The organism is Arthrobacter pascens, assembly GCF_030816475.1.
Lineage (GTDB): Bacteria > Actinomycetota > Actinomycetes > Actinomycetales > Micrococcaceae > Arthrobacter > Arthrobacter pascens_B.
Window position 1 is genome coordinate 3,609,773 of record NZ_JAUSXF010000001.1, and the last position, 22,144, is coordinate 3,631,916.

Below are 22,144 nucleotides of genomic sequence, written 5' to 3' on the forward strand. Positions count from 1 at the left end.
TTCCCAGTGGCCGGGGACGGCACGGTCCTCGACCTCGGGCGGTCGTTCGGAGATCATGACCATGCGGTCCGTGAAGCGGGAGGTGCGCTGTTCGCCGGTGATATGGGGTTTGCGGCGGGTCCGGCCGGTGCGCAGGGCCGCCTGAATTTCGCGTTTGAGTCCGCCTCGGGCCTGGACGTAGAGGGCTTGATAGATCGTCTCTGGGCACACACGCATCTCCGGCAGTTCGGGGAAATCTTCGACCAGCGTGTGGCTGATCTGCTCTGGAGACCAGCGTATGAGCAGTTTCTCTTTCACGTAGTTGCTCAGGTCCGATTCACCAGCGAGTTTCGCGGTCTTGGGCCGGGCGCGGCGTGAGGCAGCTTGACGTTGCGCCGCATACGGCTGGTAGCCAACGCCCGGGTGGCCGTTACGGGCGATTTCCCGGCTAACGGTCGACGGCGATCGCTGCAACACTGCCGCGATTGAACGCAGCGAAGCCCCAGCGGCGTTCAGGTCCCGGATGGTTTCGCGTTCTTGCAGCGACAGAAACCTCGGGTCAATGGGCCGTTCGAGCACCGAGATCGATACAGGCCGGGTCTGCCGCCTTTTGTCGGGGACGGCAGGAAGTGTCGAAGAATCCACATCATGGTTGTAGTGCATTCTCCGTCCAGCTGGATAAATGCGTCGACCGCCGGATTTCCTCACCCCGAGCTCCCACTCCCGTGCACTGCTGCGGGGGACGCCCAGGGCCTGGACCGCATCGCGCCGGCTCAGTCCTTGGTCTCGTAAGCGCAGGTACTCCGCCCGCCTGCGATGACTCACCGGTCGGCTGGAAATGCCCGCCTCGCGTGCCCAGCGGAATGCGGTGTTTACATTCAGGCTGAGCTCAGCAGCGGCAACAGTGACGCTCCCTTCCCGCTCGAGAACGGACAAGAACTCCCGTTTCTGTTCGGGTGTGTACTTGGCTCTGGCTGCCTGCCGGGTTGATGCGGTGTTCCCGGAAGTGAGGCCAGCCTTGCGGAGCCACTGATAGCAGCTGTTCCGGTTCAAACCCAGTTCTGCCGCGGCCAATGTCGCACTTCCGAGTCGGTCAAAAACTCGGAAGAACGCTTCCCTCTGCTGAACAGTCGATCTCGCATACTTCCGGGACTCCGCTGAGATATCGCTTAAATGCGGCACGGTCGTTGCAACTCCCAAAATGTATGGGTGTTGCAACGACCGCTAGAACTCAAGTGGGGGTGACCGGCCGCTTGTCATTCATGCAGGACGTGCCTACTTCTTGCCCTGGTTGGCCACGGCAAGGATGGCGTCTGCTGCGGCCTCCGGGTCAAGGTAGGTGCCGCCGCGGGTGATGGGCTGGAAGTCCTCGTCGAGGTCGTAAACCAGCGGGATACCGGTGGGGATGTTCAGGCTGGCGATGGCGTCGTCGCTGATGCCGTCCAGGTGCTTGACCAGCGCACGCAGCGAATTGCCGTGGGCTGTCACCAGGACGGTTTTGCCTGCCTTGAGGTCTTCCTTGATATCCGACTCCCAGTACGGCAGGAGACGGACCAGGACATCCTTGAGGCACTCGGTGCGGGGTATGGCGTCCCCGATGTTCGCATAGCGGGGATCGCCCACCTGCGAGAATTCCGAATCATCGGCGAGGGGCGGCGGCGGGGTGTCGTAGGAGCGGCGCCACTCCATGAACTGGTCCTCGCCGTACTCGGCAAGGGTCTGTGCCTTGTCCTTGCCCTGCAGCGCGCCGTAGTGGCGTTCGTTCAGGCGCCAGTCACGCTTGACGTCGATCCAGCCGCGGTCCGCCTTCTCCAGAGCAAGGTTTGCCGTATTGATGGCACGCTTCAGGCGGGAGGTGTACAGGATGTCCGGGAGCACATCATGCTCAACCAGAAGCTCACCGCCGCGTACGGCCTCCGTGCGGCCCTGGTCGTTGAGGTCAACGTCCACCCAGCCGGTGAACAGGTTCTTGGCGTTCCATTCGCTGTGGCCGTGGCGCAGCAGAATCAGCTTGTAAGTCATGATTTTCATCCTAGCCGAGGCGCACTGTGGCCCGCCCAGCGTTACAGCAGGCGTTACAAGGGCCAAGGTTACAGAGCCAGTGCTACCGTGCCAGTGCTGCAAAGATAAGGTTGGGCGGTGGTGCAAAAAGCTGAGCGGGTCGCGGCCCCGCGGACCCATGGCAAGAACCGGCCTGGCCGGCCGGTCGGAAACATCACCCGCGGCACCACCAACCCCAACCGGATGCGCCGTCTCGACCGGTGGCTTACCGGGCCGCAGGCATGGCGGCTCCGTGCAGCGGAAGACCCCCTCGTCGTCGATCTTGGCTATGGCGCAACGCCTGCCACCGCCGTCGAACTCTTCGATCGCCTGGCCGCTGTCCGTCCCGACGTCCGCGTCTGCGGGATCGAAATTGAACCGGAGCGTGTCCGGGTGGCAACGGCCTTGGAAAGGCCCGGACTGACCTTCCTGGTGGGCGGCTTTGAACTTCCGGTGCCCGGCAGACCCGTGCTGGTCAGAGCATTCAATGTGCTGCGGCAGTATGAGGAGGCGGACGTCGAGGGGATCTGGCGCCTCGTCCAGGATCGGCTCTCCCCCGGCGGGCTGTTCATCGACGGCACGTGCGATGAGATCGGGCGCAGGGTGACGTGGATTGCCCTCGATGCCCGGCAGCCTCTGTCCCTGACCCTGTCTGTGCGGTTCGGCAGCTTCAGCCTGCCTTCAGAAATTGCCGAAAGGCTGCCCAAGGCGCTCATTCACCGCAATGTCCCGGGCGAACCGGTCCATGAGCTGATGCAGGCGATGGACCGGGCGTGGCTGGAAGCAGCAGCGCTGGCGCCGTTCGGGAACCGTCAGCGCTGGCAGGCCATGTGCAGTGCGCTGCTCGACGCCGGATGGCCGGTTCATGACGGGCCGTCGCGTTGGCGGCTCGGGGAACTGACGGTGGGCTGGGAGGCCGTGGCGCCGTCGGGCGGTCTGGGAGCCTAGGTCACCAAGGGCCGTAGGGCCCGGTGTTGCGGGTTCCCCCTCGCCCGGCGTCCTTGACGGCGGGCCGGACATCGGCGAGATATACGGACGCGGCCACGACGGCTGCCAGGCCGAACAGGCCCAGCGTGCCGAACAGCCCGCCGCCGCTGTTATAGAGGGAGAAGATACCGATCAGCGCGGCACCACCCGTCAGTGCCAGCCAGAAGGTCTTGGTCCGTTTGCCTGTGGCCTCAAAAGCGCCGGCCCTGTGGCGAACACAATCCAGCAGAGCCCACAGCTCCAGTCCGAGTGCCACCAAGGCAAGGATAAAGTACACTGCCCGCTCTACATACGCAATCATCACTTGACCGTCCACCATCCAAGACTAGCCGCCCAGCGAGTCCAGCGCCTGCTCCAAGTCCGCCCAGAGGTCTTCGACGTTCTCGATTCCGACGCTCAGACGCACCAGGTTCTCCGGCACGCTGATCGGCTCGGCGGTGTGGCGGCGCCGCCGTTCGATCAGCGACTCCACACCTCCCAACGATGTCGCCGGCAGCCAAAGCCGCAGCGCGCCGACCAGCTTGTTGGCGGCGTCGGCACCGCTGAGGCTGCCCACGGGGGCGATCTGGACGCAGACAATGGAGCCGAATCCTGTCATCTGGGTCTTGGCACGTTCGTGGCCGGGGTCCGTTGAAAGCCCGGGAAAGCGGATGCTTTCAATCCGGGGGTCGCCGCTCAGGCGTTCTGCCAGTACCGCGGCCGAAGACTGGGAGCGTTCGACGCGCAGGGCCAGCGTCCTCAGCCCGCGGAGGGCGAGCCATGCTTCGAACGGCCCGGCAATCCCGCCGTGGACGATGCGGTGGTGCAGGAGCGCCGCCCGGATGTCCGGATTCGACGTCACCAGGGCCCCGAGCACCACATCGGAATGCCCCGCCAGGTACTTGGTCACCGAGTGGAGCACGACGTCGGAACCCAGTTCCAGGGGCCGCTGCACCAAAGGGGTGGAGAAGGTGTTGTCCGTGACGACGATGGCGCCGGCCCGGTGCGCGGCGGCGGTGAGCTCCCGGATGTCCGCGATGCCCAGCATGGGATTGGTGGGGCTTTCGAGCCACAGCATGCTGGCCGGCCGGGCATCGGCCCCTTGCGGGGCCAGTTGTTCCTTCACGGCGTCCGTATCCGCGATGTCCACGGTACGGAGCTCCAGGAAGCCCTTCCGGGCAAGCTCGGTGGCCATGACCAGGGACCCGGAGTAGCTGTGCGAGGGCATCACGAGGATGCCTCCGGCCGGAACCAGGGACAGTGCTGAGCTGACCGCGGCCAGCCCGGACGCGTAAAGCAGGCCCGGGAGTTGGGAACCCTCAAGCTGGGCCAGTGCCTCTTCAAACGGGTCCCAGGTGGGGTTGGAGTACCGGCCGTACCCGCGGTCGTCGTCGGACAGTGGCCCGCTGCCGAAGTAGGTGGAGGACAGCACGATGGGCGGGTTCACCGGTTCGTCCCGCTCGCGCGGCGGCCGGCCGGCGGCAACAACCACCGTCTCTGCTGACAGGGATGCTGCGTGCTGTTCCGAAAGACTCATGGAGAAAGCGTACTTTGGAGCCCGGTGTCCGCCTGAAAGGGATCCTGGTCAGAGAAAGTTGTGACAGCGCAAACGGTCAATAAGGGACCTGCAAGCGGATCCGGACCTGCCGCCCGTCGTGGTGTTCCATCACCCCCGCGAAGCGGAGATTTGGCTGTCACAAGTACGGCCAAAAATACGGCTCCAGGACGGGCCTGCCTCACCGGGGTGACGCAGGCATCGTCCCCGGGTGCGCGAAAGAAAGCGAGTCCCCGCCGTTCGTCAGGGTCAAGGTGTTGTTGTAGCCCAGCTCTACGCCTCGCTCCAGGAGCTTCAGGATCCAGTCCTGTCTTTCCCCCTGGCCCTCTACACAGCCTGAGGCGCCAAGGGCTCTCTGTCCCGTGAGCCGCATGATCTTGCCATCGATCGTTACAACGGCATCCAGGGGACCGCAAGGCATCACAACGCTTAGGTGCGTATCCGCCCCGCGTTTGGACAGTTCTGCAGTAACTTCGCCGGCCGTCACCCAGGGGATTTCCTGACCATTTTCAGACCCGGCGATGCTGGCGTAGCGGCCGCACGGCGCCTCGGGCAGGAAGTGAGCGCATTCACTCGGTGGTGCCGACGTCTGCTTCGGATTCAGTTGGCCGGCTTCCGGACCGCAGGAGGCAACTCCCATGCCCAGGAAGACAACAGCAGTAATGCAGGCAATCCCGCGCAGAGCCTTCATCGTCCCCCGTCCCAGGCCTGAAATTACTCGAAGCGTATACCTCACTGCGGCACTTTTCTTGTGAATCCCTCGAAAGCCCCGTCTTCCGTTCACTGCCGCGTTATGAACGTCAAACACCTTTCACTTCGCTCAGTCTGTTTTGCTGGTCTCACAAGCCAGCGCTCCTCCGATGGGTGATTGTCAGCAGGGGTCGGTAGGCTTGTCCAGTGACTAACCACAGCCCCGGGCTCTTCATCGCGTTTGAAGGTGGCGACGGCGCGGGCAAGTCCACGCAGGCGGCCCGTCTGGCCGAGGCGCTGGAGACCCGTGGCCTCACTGTCCTGCGCACCCGTGAGCCGGGTGGAACACCGATCGGCGAAAAGCTTCGTTCCCTGGTCCTTGACCACGGCCACGGCCATATCGACGCCCACACTGAGGCCCTCATCTTCGCGGCTTCACGCGCCGCCCATGCGAGCCAGGTCATCCGCCCGGCCCTGGAGCGCGGTGAGATTGTCCTCACCGACCGCTATATCGACTCTTCGGTGGCCTACCAGGGGGCAGGACGGGATCTTGGCACCGACGCCGTAAGGTCGCTGAACGAGTGGGCAACGGCCGGGCTGCAGCCTGACCTCACGGTGCTGCTGGACGTGGATCCAGCTGATGGCCGCCTCCGCCGTACGGCCGGAGAGGCGGTGGAAGACCGGCTGGAATCAGAAGCGGACGAGTTCCATATCCGCATCAGGGAGGCCTTCCTTAAGCTCGCGGCAAACCGTCCGGGCGCGTATCTGGTGCTGCCGGCACAGCTGCCCGTGAACGAACTCGCGGCGCTGATCCTGGCGCGCGTTGACGGACTCCTGGCGTCCTCAGGCCTTGGTGCCGCGTGACTGTCTGGGATGACCTCCAAGGCCAGCCCGCCGTCGTCGAACAGCTCCGGCAGGCGTCTGTGGGCGACGGGCTGACCCATGCCTGGCTGTTCACCGGACCGCCCGGCTCCGGCCGCTCCAATGCGGCCAAGGCGTTTGCCGCCGCCCTTAACTGCGATCAGGACGACGTCAGACTGCGCGGGTGCGGCGAGTGCGCTGCCTGCCACACCATTCTCGGCGAGACCCATTCTGACGTCACATTCGTCCGGACCGAGAAGGTCACCATCACCATCGATGAGGCCAGGGACCTCGTGTCCACAGCCGGGAACAGACCGTCGTCCGGGCGGTGGCGGATCATCGTGGTGGAGGACGCGGACAGGATGGCCGAGCGCACCACCAACGTGCTGCTGAAGGCCATTGAGGAACCCACGCCGCGCACCATCTGGATGCTGTGCGCGCCGTCGCCTGCGGATGTCCTGGTGACCATCCGTTCGCGCTGCCGCGCGGTCGCGCTGCGGCTGCCTCCGGCCGCCGACGTCGCCGCACTGTTGGTCAAGCGCGACGGCGTGGAACCTGACCTCGCGGAGCGGGCAGCCCGGGCAGCCCAAAGCCATGTGGGCATTGCACGGCGCCTTGCCCGGGACCCCGAGGCCAGGGAGCGCCGGCTGGAAACCGTGAGGTTCCCGTTAGGGCTGCGTGGCGTGACTGCGGCGGTGATGATGGCGGACAAGCTGGTGAAGATCGCTACTGCGGAGGCCAACAGTTCCAATGAAGAGCGTGATGCCGCCGAGAAGGCAGCTCTCCTGGCCACTCTGGGCGCTCCCGAATCCGGCACGCTTCCTCCGCCAATGCGAAGCCAGGTCAGGCAGCTGGAGGAGGACCAGAAACGGCGTGCCAAACGATCCATCACGGATTCGCTCGACCGCACCCTGACGGATCTCCTGTCCTTCTACCGCGATGTGCTGATTATCCAGCTCGGGAATGCCGTGGAGCTGGTGAACGTTGAGCTAAGGGGTGAGCTGGAGGATTTCGCCGGACGGTCCACGCCGGAAGCCACCCTCGCCCGCATGGACGCCATCAACAAAGCACGCGAACGCATCACCACCACCAACGTTGCCCCGCTGTTGACTATTGAGTCCATGGCAGCCAGCCTGATCTAGCCCCCTTCCAAGGAGACCTCACGATGACTGCCCACCCTTCGCACCGACACGCCCGATCCCTGGTGATCGGATTGCGGGCCGCCGGCGCCCTGGTTCTGGCCGTGGTGCTGGCCTCGTGCGGCCTCCTTGGCGGCGGCAGCCAGGACAAGGGCAGCGCAACTGCCAAAGCGGATCCTTCGATTGTCGCCTCCGCACCCGCTGGCCTCGGCTCCTTCTATTCGCAGGAGATTGTGTGGCAGCCCTGCGAAAACGGCTTCCAGTGCGCCAAGGTCACCGTACCGATGGACTATGACAAGCCCGACGGCGACACCATCCAGATTGCCGCGCTGAAGTCTCCGAGCACGGGCAGGAAGTCGGGGACCCTGCTGGTCAATCCCGGCGGGCCGGGCGGTTCCGGCTACGACTTCGTCAGGGACGCAGTCGCCACGCACTTCTCCCAGTCCGTGAGGGACAACTTCGACATCGTGGGCTTCGATCCGAGAGGGGTCAAGCGGTCCGCACCTGTCACCTGCATGACGGACGCCGAGCGTGACGCCGCCCGTGCCAAGAACTATGACTTGGACAGCAACGCCGGCCTGGCTGCCGCCCTGGCGGACAACAAGGCCATCGGGGCCGCGTGCGCAGCCAAAACGGGGCCTTCGCTGGGACACATCGATACCGTGAGCTCCGCCAAGGACCTGGACATCCTGCGTGCGGTTGTCAATGACACCAAGCTCAACTACCTGGGATATTCCTACGGCACGTTCCTCGGGTCCACCTATGCTTCGCTGTTTCCGAACAACGTGGGCAGGATGGTCCTCGACGGCGCCCTCGACCCGTCGATCAGCAATGAGGATCTGACCAGCGGCCAGGCCCACGCCTTCGAAAAGGCCCTCCGCTCCTACGTAGCCGATTGCCAGGGGAAGAACGGCTGTCCCCTCAACGGGAATGTTGACGCCGGCGTACAGCAGATCCGTGATCTCATCAACTCTGTCCAGGCAACCCCGCGTACCGCCAAGGACGGACGGGTTGTGAACGGGACCATGTTCGTCAGCGGGCTCATCACCCCGCTGTACAACAACGAGAGCTGGCCCGCCCTGACCCAGGCGCTCGAAGCCGCCATGACCGGCGACGTCACCCTGATGCTCCGCCTGGCGGACCTCGGCGCTGACCGCTCATCCAACGGATCCTATACATCCAACTCGACGTTCGCCTTCAACGCCATCAACTGCCTCGACTACCCCATGGTCTCCGACACCACAGGTATGCGCGACGAAGAGCAGCGGCTGAAGGCGGACTCCCCCACCCTTGGATACTTCTTCGCCTACGGCGGAACCAACTGCGCTGACTGGCCGTATAAAAACGTCCGGACCCCGGCGCCTGTGAAGTACACGGGCAAGTCCCCCATCGTGGTTATTGGTACCACCGGCGACCCCGCCACGCCCGTGGAATGGGCCGCCTCGCTGCGAAAGCAACTGGAGAATGCCTCGCTGCTGACCTGGCGGGGCGAGGGTCACACCGCCTATGGCAGGTCCAACAGCTGCATCGAAGATGCTGTGGATGGCTATCTGGTGGGCGGCAAGGACCCCGCCGACAACACCGTCTGCTAAGGGTTCCGGCGCGCTGTCTGCCCGCGGACCTGCCGGTCCATTTTGACCCGGATGCGGGGACTCTATTACAGTTGACTCTTGCATGATCCGCCCGGTTCTTCCGGCCGAATCCATGCGGTGCTTCCTTAGCTCAGTCGGTAGAGCGTTTCACTCGTAATGAAAAGGTCATCAGTTCGATTCTGATAGGAAGCTCGGGATAAACCCCCCATTGCCCCTACTTTTAGGGCTTTGGGGGGTTTTTCGCTGGTTAACGCGGGATCTGCCTTTTCGAGCAAGCTACATGGTCGACACAGACACCCCTGTCATGGGCAGACTCCGGCGGGGGCCCGCTCGTCTCCCTAGACCAGCTTCCCGGAACACTTGACGGCCCGTACGCCGAGGCCATGCTGCCACCATCTGGGGGCGAGCCGCCAGATCCGCCGATTTCCCACAGCAGGCATCTGGACCCATGGACCGATGTCCGCAGGCCAGTCCACACTTGGATGATCCGGACGGACGAGGACTGCATCATGGGAGAATTCATGGAGCGTGCCATGGGGCGGCGCAGCTTCTTCATCGGAGTCGGCGCCGCTGCCCTGACATCTGCAGCTGTGGGCGTAGCCGGCTACGCCTCCAGCCGGAACGGCACGGCCGGCCTTGGCGGCACAGCCTGGTCAGGCGGCACTCCTTCGTTGCGCAGATCTCCGCCGGATCAACCCCCTTTGTTGGACCTTCCCCGGATCCCGTGGGAAGGAGGCCCAGAGTTTTGGCGTGACTTCCCGAAAGCCGCGGACGCCGGTTGGACGGATCCTGCGTTCTTTCCTCTGGCTGTGTTCTTCGGACGGCCCGCCCATGCCAGGCAGCTGAAGTCCGTCGGAATCAACACGTTCCAGTGCGTCGAGCACAACGATCCGTTGTCCGTGGCCACGACGGAAGGAATTTACTGCATCGCCCACGACGAATGGACGGAAGCTGAAGTGGGCGACAACCCGATGGTTGTCGCCCACTTCGTCCACGACGAATGCGACATGGGCCTGAGCTGCTCAGGCGGGAACGAGTACGAGCGGCTGGCGGACCATAACAGGGCAATCAGCGACATCCGCGCACGCAACGATGGGCGGTTCGTGAACTCCAACTATTCCAAGGGAGTGCTCGGCACCTGGTGGGCTTCGAACACCATGCCCGATCTGATGCGGGCTGCCGACGTGGTCAGCGTTGACAACTACGCCTACACCTCTCCGGATACCGGCTACGCCATTACCCAGTCAGAATCCTGGCCGGAAGGCACCCCCGCGATGCGCTCCGCCACCTATGGCTGGCTGACCGACCGGATGCGCGCCTACCAGTCTCCGCCGGGAATACAGCCGAACTGGATGTTCGTGGAAACAGCCATGCCGTTCCTCAACGACACCGGTGCACGCACAATCAGTCCTGAGGAGATTGAGGGCGCATGCTGGTCGGCAATCATCCACGAGGCTCGCGGCATCATGTTCTTCCAGCACAACAATGACGGCGTCAACGGCGGCTACTCGCTCGTGGATTGCAGTGAGGCGCGCAAGGAAGTCATCAGGGCGTCAAACGCCAGGATCACCTCCCTGGCTCCGATCATCAACACCCAGTCCTACGAGTGGAGTTTCGGTCCGGACGTGGAAACCATGCTGAAGGCCTCCGGGGATTCGGCATACATCTTCGCGGAGATCGCACTGGCCACCGGGCCCGGCACCAGGACTTTCACCTTGCCACCTTCCATCAGGGGAACGACAGTCGACGTGGTGGACGAAGGCAGAACACTCGACGTCGTCCACGGCTCTTTTAGTGATGACTTTCCCTTCGAATACACGCACCACGCCTACCGGATCGCACTCTGAGACCTGCGGCGCTGCCCTGCCTCTCCGCCCTATGATGGCGAGCATGGATGACACGGGGCTGTTGGACATCGCAAACGAGCTGTATGCCTTGCCATTCGATGAGTTCATGGCGGCCAGGACCGCGGCCGCGAAAGCCGCCACGGACTCCGCCCCGGGCCTTCCGGCTGCGGTGCGGGCGTTGCCTAAGCCGTCAGTGGCTGCGTGGGCGGTCAACATGCTGGCCATTCATCAACCCGACATCCTTGACCAGCTCGCCGAGCTTGGCGAACGGATGCGGGCAGCCCAATCGTCACTGGACGCGGCAGGCCTAAGGGAGCTGGCCCGGGAGCGGCGCACCCTGCTGGCCACCGCCGTCGACGCCGCCCGTTCGGTGTCCGAGCAGCAGGGGCGCGGCATCAGCGATGCCATCGCGTCCGACGTCGAACGGACCCTCCGGGCCCTTACGGCAGACGAGGGCGCGGCAGCAGCCGCACGCAGCGGCCGGCTCCTGCAGGCCCTTTCCGCTGACGGAATGGAAATTGTTGACCTGGACGGCACGGTGGCGGTGCCGGAGGCCCTGAAGGTTGCCCGGACTGCCCGGCCACCTGCCCGCGCGGCCACGACCAGAGCGGCAGGATCGGAAAAGAAGGAACCTACGACGGCGGAACGCACCGTCCGCCCTCCAGCGGAGAAGCCGCGGCTTCAGGCGGTGCGGCAAACACCGCGTCCGGCTTCCAGACCGGCTCTGGAAAAAGCCGAGGCTGTCCTGGCCGAGGCCAAGGCAGCGGAGGAGGAGGCCTCCCGGGTGGCACAGGAGCGGCGAGAGCAGCTGGAGGACGCCGAATCGGAAGCCTCGCGGCTGACTGCCGAGACTCAGGAACTCCGCACCCGGCTCAAGGCCGCCGAGGAGCAGCTGGAGAGGGCGCGGAAACGGCTGGAAACCACCTCGGCGGAGGCCAAACAGTCAGCCAGGGCTGCAGACAAAGCACGGCGTTCCACAGTTCTGGCACAGGAGCGGGTGCTCCGGCTCGGCAACACGCGGGACTGATGCGGCGTTATTGTCAGACCCCGGTTGCACACTGGATTTATGGAAAAGCAACTCGTACAGGAATTTCACGTCACGTACTTCGACGCCGCATGCGGCCGGATTCGCGCGGAAAGCTTCGACACCCTGGCAGAAGCCGAGCGCTTCGCCAACAGGAACTGCATTGGCGAGGATGGCTGGGCCGTCATTGACACCGTTGCACTGGAGCAGGGCAGGATCGCGGCTTAAAACAACAACCGCACCTCCTGGCCTTGGCCGGGAGGTGCGGGTCGGCTTCAAGAGGCTAGGCGAAGTCAGAAACTGCCGGATCCGGGCCGATACGGCCTTCACCCTTAGCCGTCCGGTCCAGGCCGTTGATGGCCTCAATGTCCTCGCTGTCCAGGGTGACATCCAGAGCCGCGAAGTTTTCCTGGATCCGGGACTCCGTGACCGACTTCGGAATCACGACGTTGCCGATGGCCAGGTGCCAGGAAATGACCACCTGTGCCGGGGTGGCCTGATGCTTGGCAGCAATGTTGCTGACGGTGACATCCTCGAGGAGGGCACCACCCTGGCCCAGCGGTGACCAGGCCTGGGTAAGGATTCCCTTGGAAGCGCCGAACTCACGCAGTTCGCGCTGGTTGAAGTAGGGGTGCAGTTCGATCTGATGAATGGCCGGAGTGACGCCGGTTTCGTCGATGAGGCGCTGCAGCCCCTCTGCCGTGAAGTTTGAGACGCCGATCGACCTGACACGGCCACGCTTCCGGAGTTCGATGAGCGCCTTCCAGGTGTCCACGTACTTGTCCTGCCGGGGCTGCAGCCAGTGAATCAGGTAGAGGTCCAGTGTTTCCAGCCCCAGCCGGTCCATGGACTCTTCGAATGCGGCCAGCGTGGATTCATAGCCCTGATCGGCGTTCCAAAGCTTGGTGGTGATGAAGATTTCCTCGGGGCTGAGACCGGAGCCTGCGATTGCCCTGCCCACGCCAGCCTCGTTGCCGTAGACCTTGGCCGTGTCGATGTGCCGGAAGCCGGCTTCGAAAGCCTGGCGGACAACCTTCTCCGCGACGCCGTCCTCGACCTGCCACACCCCATACCCGAGCTGGGGAATCGTGTGTCCGTCATTGAATGTCAGTGTGGGTGAAAGAGTCATTCATTCATCGTGCCAAAGCACCCTCTTTCGGGAAAGCCGGACGGCACATGCTAAGCCAGCCGCTTAACCGGGAATATTCTCCCCCTGTTGCCCGGCGGCATCCTCGACGAGGCGGCGTTCGGCGTCGGCCACCTGCTCAAATACCGATTCCGCGCGCCGGCGCACGGAGGCGGCCCCCACGGGGACCGGCCCGACGGCGAGCCTCAGCATGGCGGCTGCCTCGGCTGTGGTGGCCAGGGAGTTCCCCGCCTTGGACAGCGACCGGTGCACTCCGGCCAGGGCTCCCGGAATGTCCAGGCCCTCGCTGGGCGAGCGCCGCTGGGCCTCCACGCAGACCGCCCGTACCCGTTCCAAAAGAGCTGCCAACTCGTTGGCTACCTCAACCAGTTCAGCGTAAAGCTGATCGTCTTCAACGCCTTCGAGGACCTGGTGGTAACGGTCCAGTCCCCGGTGGAAACGGTCATGGGCGCGGCGCCACAGGCCCTTGCCGAGTTCGGCGTCGTCTTTCCGGCCCTGGCGGGCTGCAGTGAAGAATCCCAAACGGAACCTACAGGTACTGGCCGGGACCGTGGTCCGGGTCCTCCGGGCGGCCCTGTTTTCCGGGACCCGGGCCGGGGCGCTGCTGACCTGCTGATGCCCGCTGCGGCTCGCCGTTCTCCCCGATCACGACTCCGGGGGCAATCATGGTCCCTGGCGGAAGCTGCCTGAGCTGCAGCTGTGCAGCGGCCTGCTCCCGGGCTGCATGCTGGGCGGCTATGGCCGTCTGGATGCCGTGGAACAGACCCTCCAGCCAGCCCACCAGCTGCGCCTGGGCAATCCTGAGTTCGGCGTCGGACGGAGTGCCGTCTTCCGGGAAAGGCAGGCTGATCCGGTCCAGTTCTGCAACCAGCTCCGGAGCCAGCCCGTCCTCCAGTTCCTTGATGGACCGCTCGTGGATTTCGGCGAGGCGCCCGCGAGCGGCGTCGTCCAGCGGCGCGGCTTTAACCTCCTCCAGAAGCTGCCGGATCATGGTCCCGATCCGCATGACTTTGGCCGGTTGGTCCACGAGGTCCTGCAGGCTGCTGCCTTTGGGTTTGTTTTCTCGTGCCCCATTGGCGGCAGGTCCCGCAGCGGCAACTGCCGGCGCCGGCTGTTCCCCGTTGTCCAGAGTTGTGCCCTCAACCGGGACGTCATCGGGCTGAGTGTCTGTTGGGTCGCTCATGCGTTCATACTCTCACGAGTCCGCAACGCGCAGTCCAGTCAATGAAGCTCCTTGACCTCCGCATCAGCAGCACCTGCCTTGCGGATTGGTCTCCTGGCGGTCGGTGCGGTCCCGCCAGAATTCGCGTTCACTCAAAGGCGGCGTCCCATGTCCGGTAACCCTGTGGTGCTCCACGTATTTTGTGTACGCGTCCGCGCCCAGCACCCCTTGGAAGTAGCGGGCGAAACTCCGGAACCCGGTGGCGACGGCGGCCAGTCCCTGACTCCTCAATGGTGGCCTGCTCAATGGTGGCCTGCCTTTTCGAAGCGGAGCTCGGCCGGCACTTTGTCCCATTCCGCCATGAGCCCACGTTCCGCAACGGTGGGGATGAGCCCCGCGGGTGCGAAGACCCGGGAGGGCCGCGGCTCGTCCTCGTGGTCAGTGTTGGCAGTTCCGGCAGCGGTGTTGCGGAAGGCCTTGATGGTGGCGAGGATGGCCGTGGCGATGACGATGATGCTCAGGACCACGAAGATGATGGACAGCCAGCCCTGGATCATGGTGTTGCGCACCACGGCCTCCATGGCCGCCGCGGTCTTGGCTGTGCCGAACTCGGTCTTCCCGTCCGCCAGAGCCTTTGAGAAGGCGGCGTTGTTGGCGAAATATCCCACGGCCGGAACCGGCGAGAAGATTTTCTGGAAGCTGGCCGTTATGGTGACCACGGCGGCGAAGGCCAGCGGGAGCGCCACGATCCACAGGTACTTGAAGGCCCCGCGTTTGGCTGCGATGGCCATGCAGACGGCCAGCGCGATCGCTGCGAGCAGCTGGTTGGCGATGCCGAACAGCGGGAACAGTGTATTGATGCCGCCCAGCGGGTCCGTGACACCCATCAGCAGCACAGCTCCCCACGCGCCCACCATCACCGCGGTGCAGAGCCAGGCACCCGGACGCCAGGAGGCTTCCTTGAATTTGGGGACGAAGTTGCCGATGGAGTCCTGCAGCATGAACCTCGCCACCCGGGTCCCGGCGTCGACCGCGGTGAGGATGAAAAGTGCCTCGAACATGATGGCGAAGTGGTACCAGAAGGCCATCATTGCTGTTCCGCCGATGAATTGATGCATGATGTGGGCCAGGCCGACGGCCAGGGTGGGGGCACCGCCCGAGCGGGAGATGATGCTCCCCTCGCCCACGTCCTTTGCCGTCTGGGCGAGCAGGTCAGGCGTGATATTCACTCCGGCCAGACCCAGGCTGTTGACCCAGGTGGCGGCGGACTCAACAGTTCCACCGGTGAGGGCCAGCGGTGCATTCATGGCGAAGTAGATGCCACGGTCGATGGAGATCGCTGCAACCAGGGCCATGATGGCCACGAAGGACTCCATCAGCATGCCGCCGTAGCCGATGAAGCGCGTCTGGCGATCCTTTTCAATGAGCTTCGGTGTGGTGCCTGAGGAAATCAGGGCATGGAAGCCGGACAGGGCTCCGCAGGCAATGGTCACGAAAAGGAACGGGAACAGGGCACCTGAGAACACCGGCCCGTTGTCCTTGCCGGAAAATTCGCTGAACGCGGGCACGCTGATTTCGGGACGGACCACCACAATGGCCAGGGCCAGCATGACGATCACACCGATCTTCATGAAGGTGGAGAGGTAGTCGCGGGGCGCGAGCAGCAGCCAGACGGGAAGGATGGCGGCAATAAAACCATAGATGATGAGGCCCCAGGCAATGGTGACCTTATCGAGGTGGAAGAACGCGGCACCCCATTCGGTGCCGGCTACGGCACCGCCGCCGATGATGGCCGCCATGAGCAGCACAAACCCGATGATGGAGACTTCAAGGATCTTCCCGGGGCGGAGGTAGCGAAGGTAGACACCCATGAACAGTGCGATGGGGATGGTCATGCCTACGGAGAACACACCCCACGGGCTCTCTCCAAGGGCATTGACGACGACGAGCGCCAGGATGGCGACAATGATCACCATGATGAGCAGCGTGGCTACCAGGGCGGCGGTACCGCCGATGACGCCCAGTTCCTCCCGTGCCATCTGCCCGAGGGAACGCCCGCCGCGGCGCATGGAGAAGAACAGCACAAGATAGTCCTGGACCGCACCGGCAAATACGACGCCGACGATGATCCAGATGGTGCCCGGGAGGTATCCCATCTGCGCCGCGATCACCGGCCCAACCAAGGGGCCGGCACCGGCTATGGCTGCAAAGTGGTGGCCGAAGAGCACGTTCCGGTCCGTACGGACGTAATCCTTGCCGTCCGCCTTGTACTCGGCCGGCGTGGCGCGGCGGTCGTCGGGCTTGAGGAGGAGCTTCTCGATGACCTTGGAGTAGAACCGGTAGCCGATGAGGTAGGTGCAGACCGAAGCAAAGACAAACCAGATGGCATTGACGGTTTCACCCCGGACAATGGCCAGCATGAGCCACGCCACGCCTCCCAACAGTGCGATAGCGGCCCAGAGGGCAATCTTTGCGGGAGTCCATCTCTGATCTTCGGCTTCGCGAACGGCCTCATCCACCGCGGTTGCGGGAAGGGCCGGGTCTGCGGTCAAAGCGCTGCCCTTATGCGTTGCACCTGCGAGTTCATCAGCCGTTCCGGCCATATCTCCTCCTTGAGATTGTTGCTGCAGTGGTCTGCCCTTGGGCACCCTACACAACGCAGGGGCGCCACGCGTATCTTTTTCCGGCGTGGCGCAGTGGCCATCGGTGGACGGCAGGCCGAACGCGGTGAGCGGCCGGCCGCCCGGCCCGGTCCGCCTTTTCGGGTGTCAGGCTTCCAGGCTGCGCCGGGACATCGGCAGGCGCGCCCGCGTGAACACCCATGCCAAAACCGAACCGGTGAGCGGCACAGCGACGAGTAGAGCCAGCAACTGAAGCCACGGTACGACGGCGGCCGCCGCCAGTCCCGTGGCGTTGACGATGATGATCGCGGGGCCTATCCCGGCCAGGCATCCCAGGAACGAACCCAGCCCGCCTGTCATGAGGGCCTGGACTCCTGCCAGGGCTTTGCGCAGCCTGGGCGCCGCGCCTACTCCCGCGAGAGTCATATGGTCGCTGCGTGAATCGGCAAGCGACAACCCGGTGGTGATCCCGGCAGCGCTCAGCGTGATCAGCGCGCTGACCCCCACGATGGTCCAGATGACCCATGACGAATCCCGGTCCACGCCGGGCTCGGCGTACATACCTACCTGGGCTTTGCCAAAGAAGGCGGATGCCGTGGCCGTCATCAGATCATGCTCGGCAGCGCTGGGATAGGAGCTGAACTGGATCAGCAGCGAAGATTCCGTTCCCCGTATCCCTGCAGATTCCGCTCCAGCCGGTGAGATGACGCCGAAGTAGGGAACCGGGACCTCGGGAACAACCACGACGGCGGGCAGTTCCGTGGACGTGACCACCTCGTAGGCAGCGCCGAACTGCGACGCTGACGTATTGCCCTTGCGGATGTCGGCGCCTTCCACGACTGCCCGTCCATCCCGCACAAAGGCAGGGTTGGTCACCACCATTCCGCCCCTCCTGAGAACTTCCAATGCCTCCTCGGAAGGCGCCGTCCCGAGCATGGCGCGGATCTCGGCCTCTCCTCCTACCACCAGCGACCTGGGCGAGCCACTATTGGACGGTCGCATGGAGCCCTGGCAGCGCCAGTCCTCCGGGTCCTTGACCCGTTGGCCGGCGGTCAGTGCGCATTCGTTGCCTGCGGGGACCTTCAGGGAGTACAGGAGGCAGTTCGACGTCGGAGTCACGGCGGGCACCGAGAGGTCCGCCGTGGGCCCCATGGCACAATTTGCGACGCCCGGCGAGCTCAGCACCTGCGTCCACGAGACAGTGTCAACGGCGCTCTTCAAGGCGTTGCTGAGCTTAAGGGGATCAACGGCTACAGGCACCGGGCTGCTGCCGTCAGCCAGGAGCGGAGCGTACACAGTCAAGGGCACCACCGCCTGGTTCTGCAACGCCAGCCACTGGTGGTTTTCCCGCATCCCGAGGTCCTGGCTGGCCGCGAGGACCATCGCCGCGCTGGCGAGGGTGGCCGCAGCCAGCACGGCAGCGACGGCAGGAACAGTACGGCTTCGGTTCCTGGCAGAATCGCGGGCAGCCATCCGCCACGGAAGCGGCAGCCTTCCGGTTCGGCGGGTCATGAGCGACACGACAGATCCCGTGACGAGCACCAGCCCGGTCACGGTCAGCACGGCTCCGGCGATCACCAGCGATGAGACCAACGGCATTCTCTCGCTGAGAAGGTCGGGGTCGTCACGGACGTCCGCCAGGGCGTTGCCGGAGAACAAGAGCACAGCGGACACCAGCAGCATGAGTGCGCCGGCCCGCTGCGGCCATTTGCCTACAACTACGGGTGCCCGTCCGGATTTGAGGGCCCCCAGGACCGCCTGCCGTGAAACCTGCCTGGCCGGTGCCAGGGCAGCGAGGATGCATGCGCCCAGACCCATGAGCATCGCGATGGCGATGAGGAGGATGTCGGGGTGGAAACCTGCAAGCTTCGTGTAGCCAAGATGACGGGCCCAGAGTACGGCACCGCCGGCGCCAGTTAGCCCGGCAGCGGCACCAGCGGCGACGGCCAGGGTCCCCAGCCATACGCCCGCTGCGGTCACCACCGCCCGGACAGTCGGAGCCTCAGCGCCGGAGGCGGCCAGAAGCGCCAGCTCCCGTATCTGCCGTTTTGCCCCCACGGAAAACGCCGCTCCCGCCAGCAACCCGACCTCCAGCAGTGCCAGGGCACCGATGAAGGCGCCGGTAAGGTAGGCGGCATATGGAGGCGACTGCTCGTACTGGGGACGCGAACCGTCAACGCTGCGCTGGTCCATGGGCGGCGGGTTAAGAGCCACGGAACGTGAGAGCACGGCCACGCCAACAGTGTTGGCTTTCCTCACCTGGGCCCAGGTAACGGGCTCAGGACCGATCAGGTAATACTGTGCCTGGGCACCCGGCAGGGGTGATTGTGCGGGCGCGACGGCTCCCCGCGCCTGGCCAGGTTTGACAAAGAGGACTTCGCTCCGGTCGGAAGCACCGAAGTCACGCACCATGCCGACGGCGGTAAAGGTGCCGGCCGACGTCGTCAGGTTCTCCCCCAACTTCATGCCGAAGCGGTCCAGGAGACCGGGTGAAACGAGGGCCTCCGCGTCGGATTGCGGTGGCCTGCCATCCAGGAGCTTGAATTTTCCCTCGAAGGCAGGGTTAAGCGCATCCACCGCTTTACCCTCCAGCGAAACGTCCGCGTTCCGCACTTTGGTAGTCAGGGCGATCGGGGATTCAGTCAGCACGGTGTACCCGGCTGGCAGGACATCCTTGGGATCCGCCGCCGTGAAGTCCGGATCGACATCCTGGGAATTGGATGCCACGATCGTTTCCATGACGGGGTCCTGGACCATCACGCTGTTCACGGCGTTCATCGGCTGGAACCGCGCCTGGGTCCTGCCGAGCTGGTACTGGACCCGTTCCGCGGGAGTCTCCTGCATGCTCTGGACAAGCGTGGCGGCACCTGTCATGCCGCCCACGGGCAGCATGATCAGCAGGATGATGAGGAGTGAACGGCCCTTGTGGCGGCGGATATCCCGCCGCGCCATCCGCATGGCAACACGGAAGGAATGCCGGCGCCCGCCGGGCACCGGCTTGAGGTCGAGCGCCACCTCAGAGCCCGGCCTGGGTCAGGAGCATCGTGGGATCGTGCATGGCGGCTGCCTGGTCCACTATGCGGCCGTCCCTCAGGAACACCACGCGGTCCGCCCAGGCGGCGTGCCGGGCTTCATGGGTCACGAGCATGACGGCGGCGCCGGCGTCTGCCCGCCCCCGCAGTACTTCCATGACACCCTGGCCTGTGGTGGAGTCCAGGGCTCCGGTGGGTTCATCGGCAAGGATCAGCCGGCGCTCTCCGACAATGGCCCTGGCGATGGCCACCCGCTGCTGCTGGCCGCCGGACATCTGGTCCATGAACCGGTCCGCCAGTTCGGGCATCCCCACCTGCCTCAGGGCGTCCAGCGCCTGCCGGTGGGCCTTCTTTGCTCCTGTTCCGTCGAGTTCCAGTGGCAAGGCAACATTTTCGGCGGCAGTCAGGGTGGGAACCAGGTTGAAATCCTGGAAGACGTAGCCGACGGCGCGGCGCCGCAGCCGTGCCAGTTCGTTCAGTCCCAGCCCGGCCAGGGGTGTCGACTCCACAAAGACATCCCCCGACGTCGGCAGGTCCAGACCGCCGGCCAGCGCCAGGAGCGAAGATTTTCCAGAACCTGACGGGCCCATCACGGCAACGAACTCGCCGGCACTAATGGTGAGGTCTACGTCGCGGAGCGCCGCGACCGCCGTCGCGCCTTCACCGAAAGTCCTGCTGACGCGGGCCAGTTCCAGGACCTGCTGCGGCCCCTGGACGCTCACCGGCGGCTGTCCGCGATAAGCGGGGCAGCCTCTTCCACAGTGACCCCGTTGGACGGTTTACTTGCTGCACGGTGGCCCGCAGACTGCGCCTGCTGCACCATCCGGGCCTCGCAGAGGTCCAGCCAGCGGACTTCTGCTTCCGTCTGGAAAATCAGCGAGTCCAGGACCAGCAGCCAGGCGGTGTCCGCGGCTCGCTGGTTGGCGGCAGTCTCGCGGCGGGCCTTGGTGTAATCCTGCAGGGCCCGGATGGAAGCGACTCTCTGGGCTTGGATGATGGCCTGCACATCTACCCCTGGCAGCGTCACCGCGAGGGCCAATTTGATGGCGAGTTCGTTCCGCGGCGGGTTGGCGCGCTCCACCGGGGCGGCGAACCAGCCCTGTACTTCGGCCTTGCCCGCGGCAGTGATGCTGTAAACCACGTGGCCTTCGCCATCCCCGCCTTCGTTGCTGACCAGGCCGTCCCGTTCCAGCCGGTCCAGGGTGGTGTAAACCTGGCCGATGTTCAGAGGCCAGGTGGCCCCCGTGCGGTTCTCGAACTCGACCCTGAGCTGGTAGCCATAACGCGGCTGGTCCTGCAGCAGGGCGAGGAGGCTGTGACGGATGGACATGGTGCTCCTAGCGCTGGCCGGTTGCCGCGGCATGTACGAACCCCCAAGACCCGTACATACCGCGTATGGATGAGACTAGCCAAGTTCTCCCGAGGAAGCAATACTCAGTATCTAAACCTTAAGTGACCAGGAGGATCTTTCCGACGTGTTCACCGCTGTCGAAGTACTGGTGCGCGGCCTGGACCTGGTCCAGGGGAAAGGTTTTGGCCACCAGCGGGCGGATTTGGCCGCTGCTGATGAGCGGCCACACCGCCTGCCGCACGGCATCCAGGATGGCGCCCTTTTCCGCCACCGGCCGGGGCCGGAGGGCTGTGGCCACCAACGCGGCGCGCTTCTTCAGCAGCTGGCCAAGGTCCAGTTCACCCTTGGAGCCGCCCTGCAGGCCGATCACGATCAGCCGTCCGTAGTCGGCGAGCGCATCAACGTTTTGCTGCAGGTACTTGGCGCCCACAACGTCCAGGATCACATCGGCGCCTTTGCCGCCATTTTGCCGCCTGAGGCTTTCCGGAAAGTCTTCTTCGGTGTAGTCGATGGCGATGTCCGCCCCGAGGAAGGCCTTGGCGGTCCCTACCTTCTCCGCTGATCCTGCAGTGGTTGCCACCTTCGCACCAAATGCCTTGGCCATCTGTATCGCCATGGTGCCGATGCCGCCGGTTGCCCCGTGGATCAACACGGTCTCGCCCTCCTGCAACTGCGCCGTCATGAAGAGGTTGGAGTAGACAGTGGCGGCAACCTCAGGCAAGGAAGCGGCGGTCACCACGTCGACGCCGTCGGGAATCCTCAGCACCTGTTCGGCCGGAACGGCGACCTGCTGCGCATATCCGCCGCCGGCGAGCAGCGCTACCACTTTGTCGCCCACCGAGAACGGCTTGGTGACACCGGGCCCGAAGCCCACGATCCGCCCCGAAACCTCCAGTCCCGGGATCTCGGAGGCGCCCGGCGGTGCCGGATAGAATCCCCTGCGCTGCTGGACGTCTGCACGGTTGAGCCCCGCGGCCACGACGGCGATCAACACCTCGCCCTGCCCGGGAACCGGAGGGTCCACGTCACGGACCTCCAGCACTTCCGGACCGCCAGGTTTTGATATGTAGACGGCTTTCATGGAGAACTCCCGTTTCTAGCTGATTCGTTCCGCAGAACCAGTGTGCACCGGACGTGC

At 64.7% G+C, this 22,144-nt stretch carries 20 protein-coding genes, 1 tRNA gene and 1 pseudogene; 8 read left to right on the forward strand and 14 right to left on the reverse strand.

Going from position 1 to position 22,144, the window contains the following annotated elements:
* Positions 1 to 756: pseudogene (locus QFZ40_RS16485) on the reverse strand (IS30 family transposase); the annotation flags it as partial.
* Between the two features lie 498 nt (positions 757 to 1,254).
* The gene (locus tag QFZ40_RS16490) at positions 1,255 to 2,001 is read right to left on the reverse strand and encodes a phosphoglyceromutase (RefSeq protein ID WP_306905705.1); all 747 of its coding nucleotides are present in this window, start codon (positions 1,999 to 2,001) and stop codon (positions 1,255 to 1,257) included.
* A gap of 117 nt (positions 2,002 to 2,118) precedes the next feature.
* On the opposite strand from QFZ40_RS16490, the gene QFZ40_RS16495 reads away from it, so the two are divergent.
* A complete protein-coding gene (locus QFZ40_RS16495; RefSeq protein ID WP_306905706.1) occupies positions 2,119 to 2,967 on the forward strand; it encodes a class I SAM-dependent methyltransferase in 849 nt (282 codons plus the stop codon).
* 1 nt (position 2,968) lies between these two features.
* Here the strand turns inward: QFZ40_RS16495 and QFZ40_RS16500 are convergent, their stop codons facing one another.
* From QFZ40_RS16500 to QFZ40_RS16510, 3 genes are all read right to left on the reverse strand, one after another.
* Positions 2,969 to 3,307, reverse strand: coding sequence for a DUF2516 family protein (locus tag QFZ40_RS16500; protein WP_373427442.1), 339 nt, complete (start codon positions 3,305 to 3,307; stop codon positions 2,969 to 2,971).
* Positions 3,308 to 3,331: 24 nt separating this feature from the next.
* The gene (locus tag QFZ40_RS16505) at positions 3,332 to 4,522 is read right to left on the reverse strand and encodes a trans-sulfuration enzyme family protein (RefSeq protein WP_306905710.1); all 1,191 of its coding nucleotides are present in this window, start codon (positions 4,520 to 4,522) and stop codon (positions 3,332 to 3,334) included.
* A 199-nt stretch (positions 4,523 to 4,721) separates the two neighbouring features.
* Positions 4,722 to 5,231, reverse strand: a complete 510-nt coding sequence (locus tag QFZ40_RS16510; protein ID WP_306905711.1) for a hypothetical protein — start codon at positions 5,229 to 5,231, stop codon at positions 4,722 to 4,724.
* A 206-nt stretch (positions 5,232 to 5,437) separates the two neighbouring features.
* Here QFZ40_RS16510 and tmk point away from each other — a divergent pair, with 206 nt between their 5' ends.
* The 7 genes from tmk to QFZ40_RS16545 all read left to right on the forward strand — a co-directional run bounded on the left by tmk (position 5,438) and on the right by QFZ40_RS16545 (position 11,921).
* Positions 5,438 to 6,094 (forward strand): dTMP kinase, encoded by a 657-nt coding sequence (tmk, locus tag QFZ40_RS16515; RefSeq protein ID WP_306905713.1) that lies wholly within the window; start codon positions 5,438 to 5,440, stop codon positions 6,092 to 6,094.
* Complete coding sequence (locus QFZ40_RS16520; protein ID WP_306905714.1) at positions 6,091 to 7,233, forward strand: DNA polymerase III subunit delta'; 1,143 nt, start codon at positions 6,091 to 6,093, stop codon at positions 7,231 to 7,233. The genes tmk and QFZ40_RS16520 overlap by 4 nt, the downstream gene beginning before the upstream one ends.
* A gap of 23 nt (positions 7,234 to 7,256) precedes the next feature.
* Entirely contained in the window at positions 7,257 to 8,822 is a 1,566-nt protein-coding gene (locus QFZ40_RS16525) for an alpha/beta hydrolase (RefSeq protein WP_306905715.1), read from the forward strand.
* 119 nt (positions 8,823 to 8,941) lie between these two features.
* A tRNA-Thr gene (locus QFZ40_RS16530) sits at positions 8,942 to 9,014 on the forward strand.
* Between the two features lie 317 nt (positions 9,015 to 9,331).
* Entirely contained in the window at positions 9,332 to 10,669 is a 1,338-nt protein-coding gene (locus QFZ40_RS16535) for a hypothetical protein (protein ID WP_306905716.1), read from the forward strand.
* Positions 10,670 to 10,712: 43 nt separating this feature from the next.
* Entirely contained in the window at positions 10,713 to 11,696 is a 984-nt protein-coding gene (locus QFZ40_RS16540) for a hypothetical protein (protein ID WP_306905717.1), read from the forward strand.
* 39 nt (positions 11,697 to 11,735) lie between these two features.
* Positions 11,736 to 11,921 (forward strand): hypothetical protein, encoded by a 186-nt coding sequence (locus QFZ40_RS16545; RefSeq protein ID WP_306905718.1) that lies wholly within the window; start codon positions 11,736 to 11,738, stop codon positions 11,919 to 11,921.
* A 55-nt stretch (positions 11,922 to 11,976) separates the two neighbouring features.
* On the opposite strand, the gene QFZ40_RS16550 is transcribed toward QFZ40_RS16545, so the two are convergent.
* The 9 genes from QFZ40_RS16550 to QFZ40_RS16590 all read right to left on the reverse strand — a co-directional run bounded on the left by QFZ40_RS16550 (position 11,977) and on the right by QFZ40_RS16590 (position 22,087).
* On the reverse strand, positions 11,977 to 12,822 hold the full coding sequence (locus QFZ40_RS16550) for an aldo/keto reductase (protein WP_306905719.1): 846 nt from the start codon (positions 12,820 to 12,822) through the stop codon (positions 11,977 to 11,979).
* 63 nt (positions 12,823 to 12,885) lie between these two features.
* Positions 12,886 to 13,362 (reverse strand): hypothetical protein, encoded by a 477-nt coding sequence (locus tag QFZ40_RS16555; RefSeq protein ID WP_306905721.1) that lies wholly within the window; start codon positions 13,360 to 13,362, stop codon positions 12,886 to 12,888.
* A gap of 7 nt (positions 13,363 to 13,369) precedes the next feature.
* Positions 13,370 to 14,023, reverse strand: coding sequence for a bacterial proteasome activator family protein (locus QFZ40_RS16560; protein WP_306905722.1), 654 nt, complete (start codon positions 14,021 to 14,023; stop codon positions 13,370 to 13,372).
* 63 nt (positions 14,024 to 14,086) lie between these two features.
* The gene (locus tag QFZ40_RS16565; RefSeq protein WP_306906964.1) at positions 14,087 to 14,278 is read right to left on the reverse strand and encodes a YbdD/YjiX family protein; all 192 of its coding nucleotides are present in this window, start codon (positions 14,276 to 14,278) and stop codon (positions 14,087 to 14,089) included.
* A gap of 26 nt (positions 14,279 to 14,304) precedes the next feature.
* Complete coding sequence (locus QFZ40_RS16570; protein WP_306905723.1) at positions 14,305 to 16,605, reverse strand: carbon starvation CstA family protein; 2,301 nt, start codon at positions 16,603 to 16,605, stop codon at positions 14,305 to 14,307.
* Positions 16,606 to 16,770: 165 nt separating this feature from the next.
* Positions 16,771 to 19,638 carry a hypothetical protein gene (locus tag QFZ40_RS16575; protein WP_306905724.1) on the reverse strand — a complete coding sequence of 956 codons (2,868 nt, stop codon included), beginning with the start codon at positions 19,636 to 19,638 and terminating at the stop codon, positions 16,771 to 16,773.
* Position 19,639: 1 nt separating this feature from the next.
* Positions 19,640 to 20,377, reverse strand: coding sequence for an ABC transporter ATP-binding protein (locus tag QFZ40_RS16580; protein WP_306905726.1), 738 nt, complete (start codon positions 20,375 to 20,377; stop codon positions 19,640 to 19,642).
* Positions 20,374 to 20,985, reverse strand: a complete 612-nt coding sequence (locus tag QFZ40_RS16585) for a PadR family transcriptional regulator (RefSeq protein WP_306905727.1) — start codon at positions 20,983 to 20,985, stop codon at positions 20,374 to 20,376. Before QFZ40_RS16585 ends, QFZ40_RS16580 begins: the two co-directional genes overlap by 4 nt.
* Before the next feature lie 118 nt (positions 20,986 to 21,103).
* Positions 21,104 to 22,087, reverse strand: coding sequence for an NAD(P)H-quinone oxidoreductase (locus tag QFZ40_RS16590; RefSeq protein ID WP_306905728.1), 984 nt, complete (start codon positions 22,085 to 22,087; stop codon positions 21,104 to 21,106).
* Between the last annotated feature and the right edge of the window lie 57 nt (positions 22,088 to 22,144).

Coding starts and splice junctions, on each gene's coding strand:
- QFZ40_RS16570 (WP_306905723.1), bottom strand. CDS start 16,605: ATGGCCGGAACGGCTGATGAACTCGCAGGTGCAACGCATAAGGGCAGC.
- QFZ40_RS16505 (WP_306905710.1), bottom strand. CDS start 4,522: ATGAGTCTTTCGGAACAGCACGCAGCATCCCTGTCAGCAGAGACGGTG.
- QFZ40_RS16585 (WP_306905727.1), bottom strand. CDS start 20,985: ATGTCCATCCGTCACAGCCTCCTCGCCCTGCTGCAGGACCAGCCGCGT.
- QFZ40_RS16535 (WP_306905716.1), top strand. CDS start 9,332: ATGGGAGAATTCATGGAGCGTGCCATGGGGCGGCGCAGCTTCTTCATC.
- QFZ40_RS16510 (WP_306905711.1), bottom strand. CDS start 5,231: ATGAAGGCTCTGCGCGGGATTGCCTGCATTACTGCTGTTGTCTTCCTG.
- QFZ40_RS16560 (WP_306905722.1), bottom strand. CDS start 14,023: ATGAGCGACCCAACAGACACTCAGCCCGATGACGTCCCGGTTGAGGGC.
- QFZ40_RS16540 (WP_306905717.1), top strand. CDS start 10,713: ATGGATGACACGGGGCTGTTGGACATCGCAAACGAGCTGTATGCCTTG.
- QFZ40_RS16590 (WP_306905728.1), bottom strand. CDS start 22,087: ATGAAAGCCGTCTACATATCAAAACCTGGCGGTCCGGAAGTGCTGGAG.
- QFZ40_RS16545 (WP_306905718.1), top strand. CDS start 11,736: ATGGAAAAGCAACTCGTACAGGAATTTCACGTCACGTACTTCGACGCC.
- QFZ40_RS16500 (WP_373427442.1), bottom strand. CDS start 3,307: ATGATTGCGTATGTAGAGCGGGCAGTGTACTTTATCCTTGCCTTGGTG.
- QFZ40_RS16550 (WP_306905719.1), bottom strand. CDS start 12,822: ATGACTCTTTCACCCACACTGACATTCAATGACGGACACACGATTCCC.
- QFZ40_RS16490 (WP_306905705.1), bottom strand. CDS start 2,001: ATGACTTACAAGCTGATTCTGCTGCGCCACGGCCACAGCGAATGGAAC.
- QFZ40_RS16525 (WP_306905715.1), top strand. CDS start 7,257: ATGACTGCCCACCCTTCGCACCGACACGCCCGATCCCTGGTGATCGGA.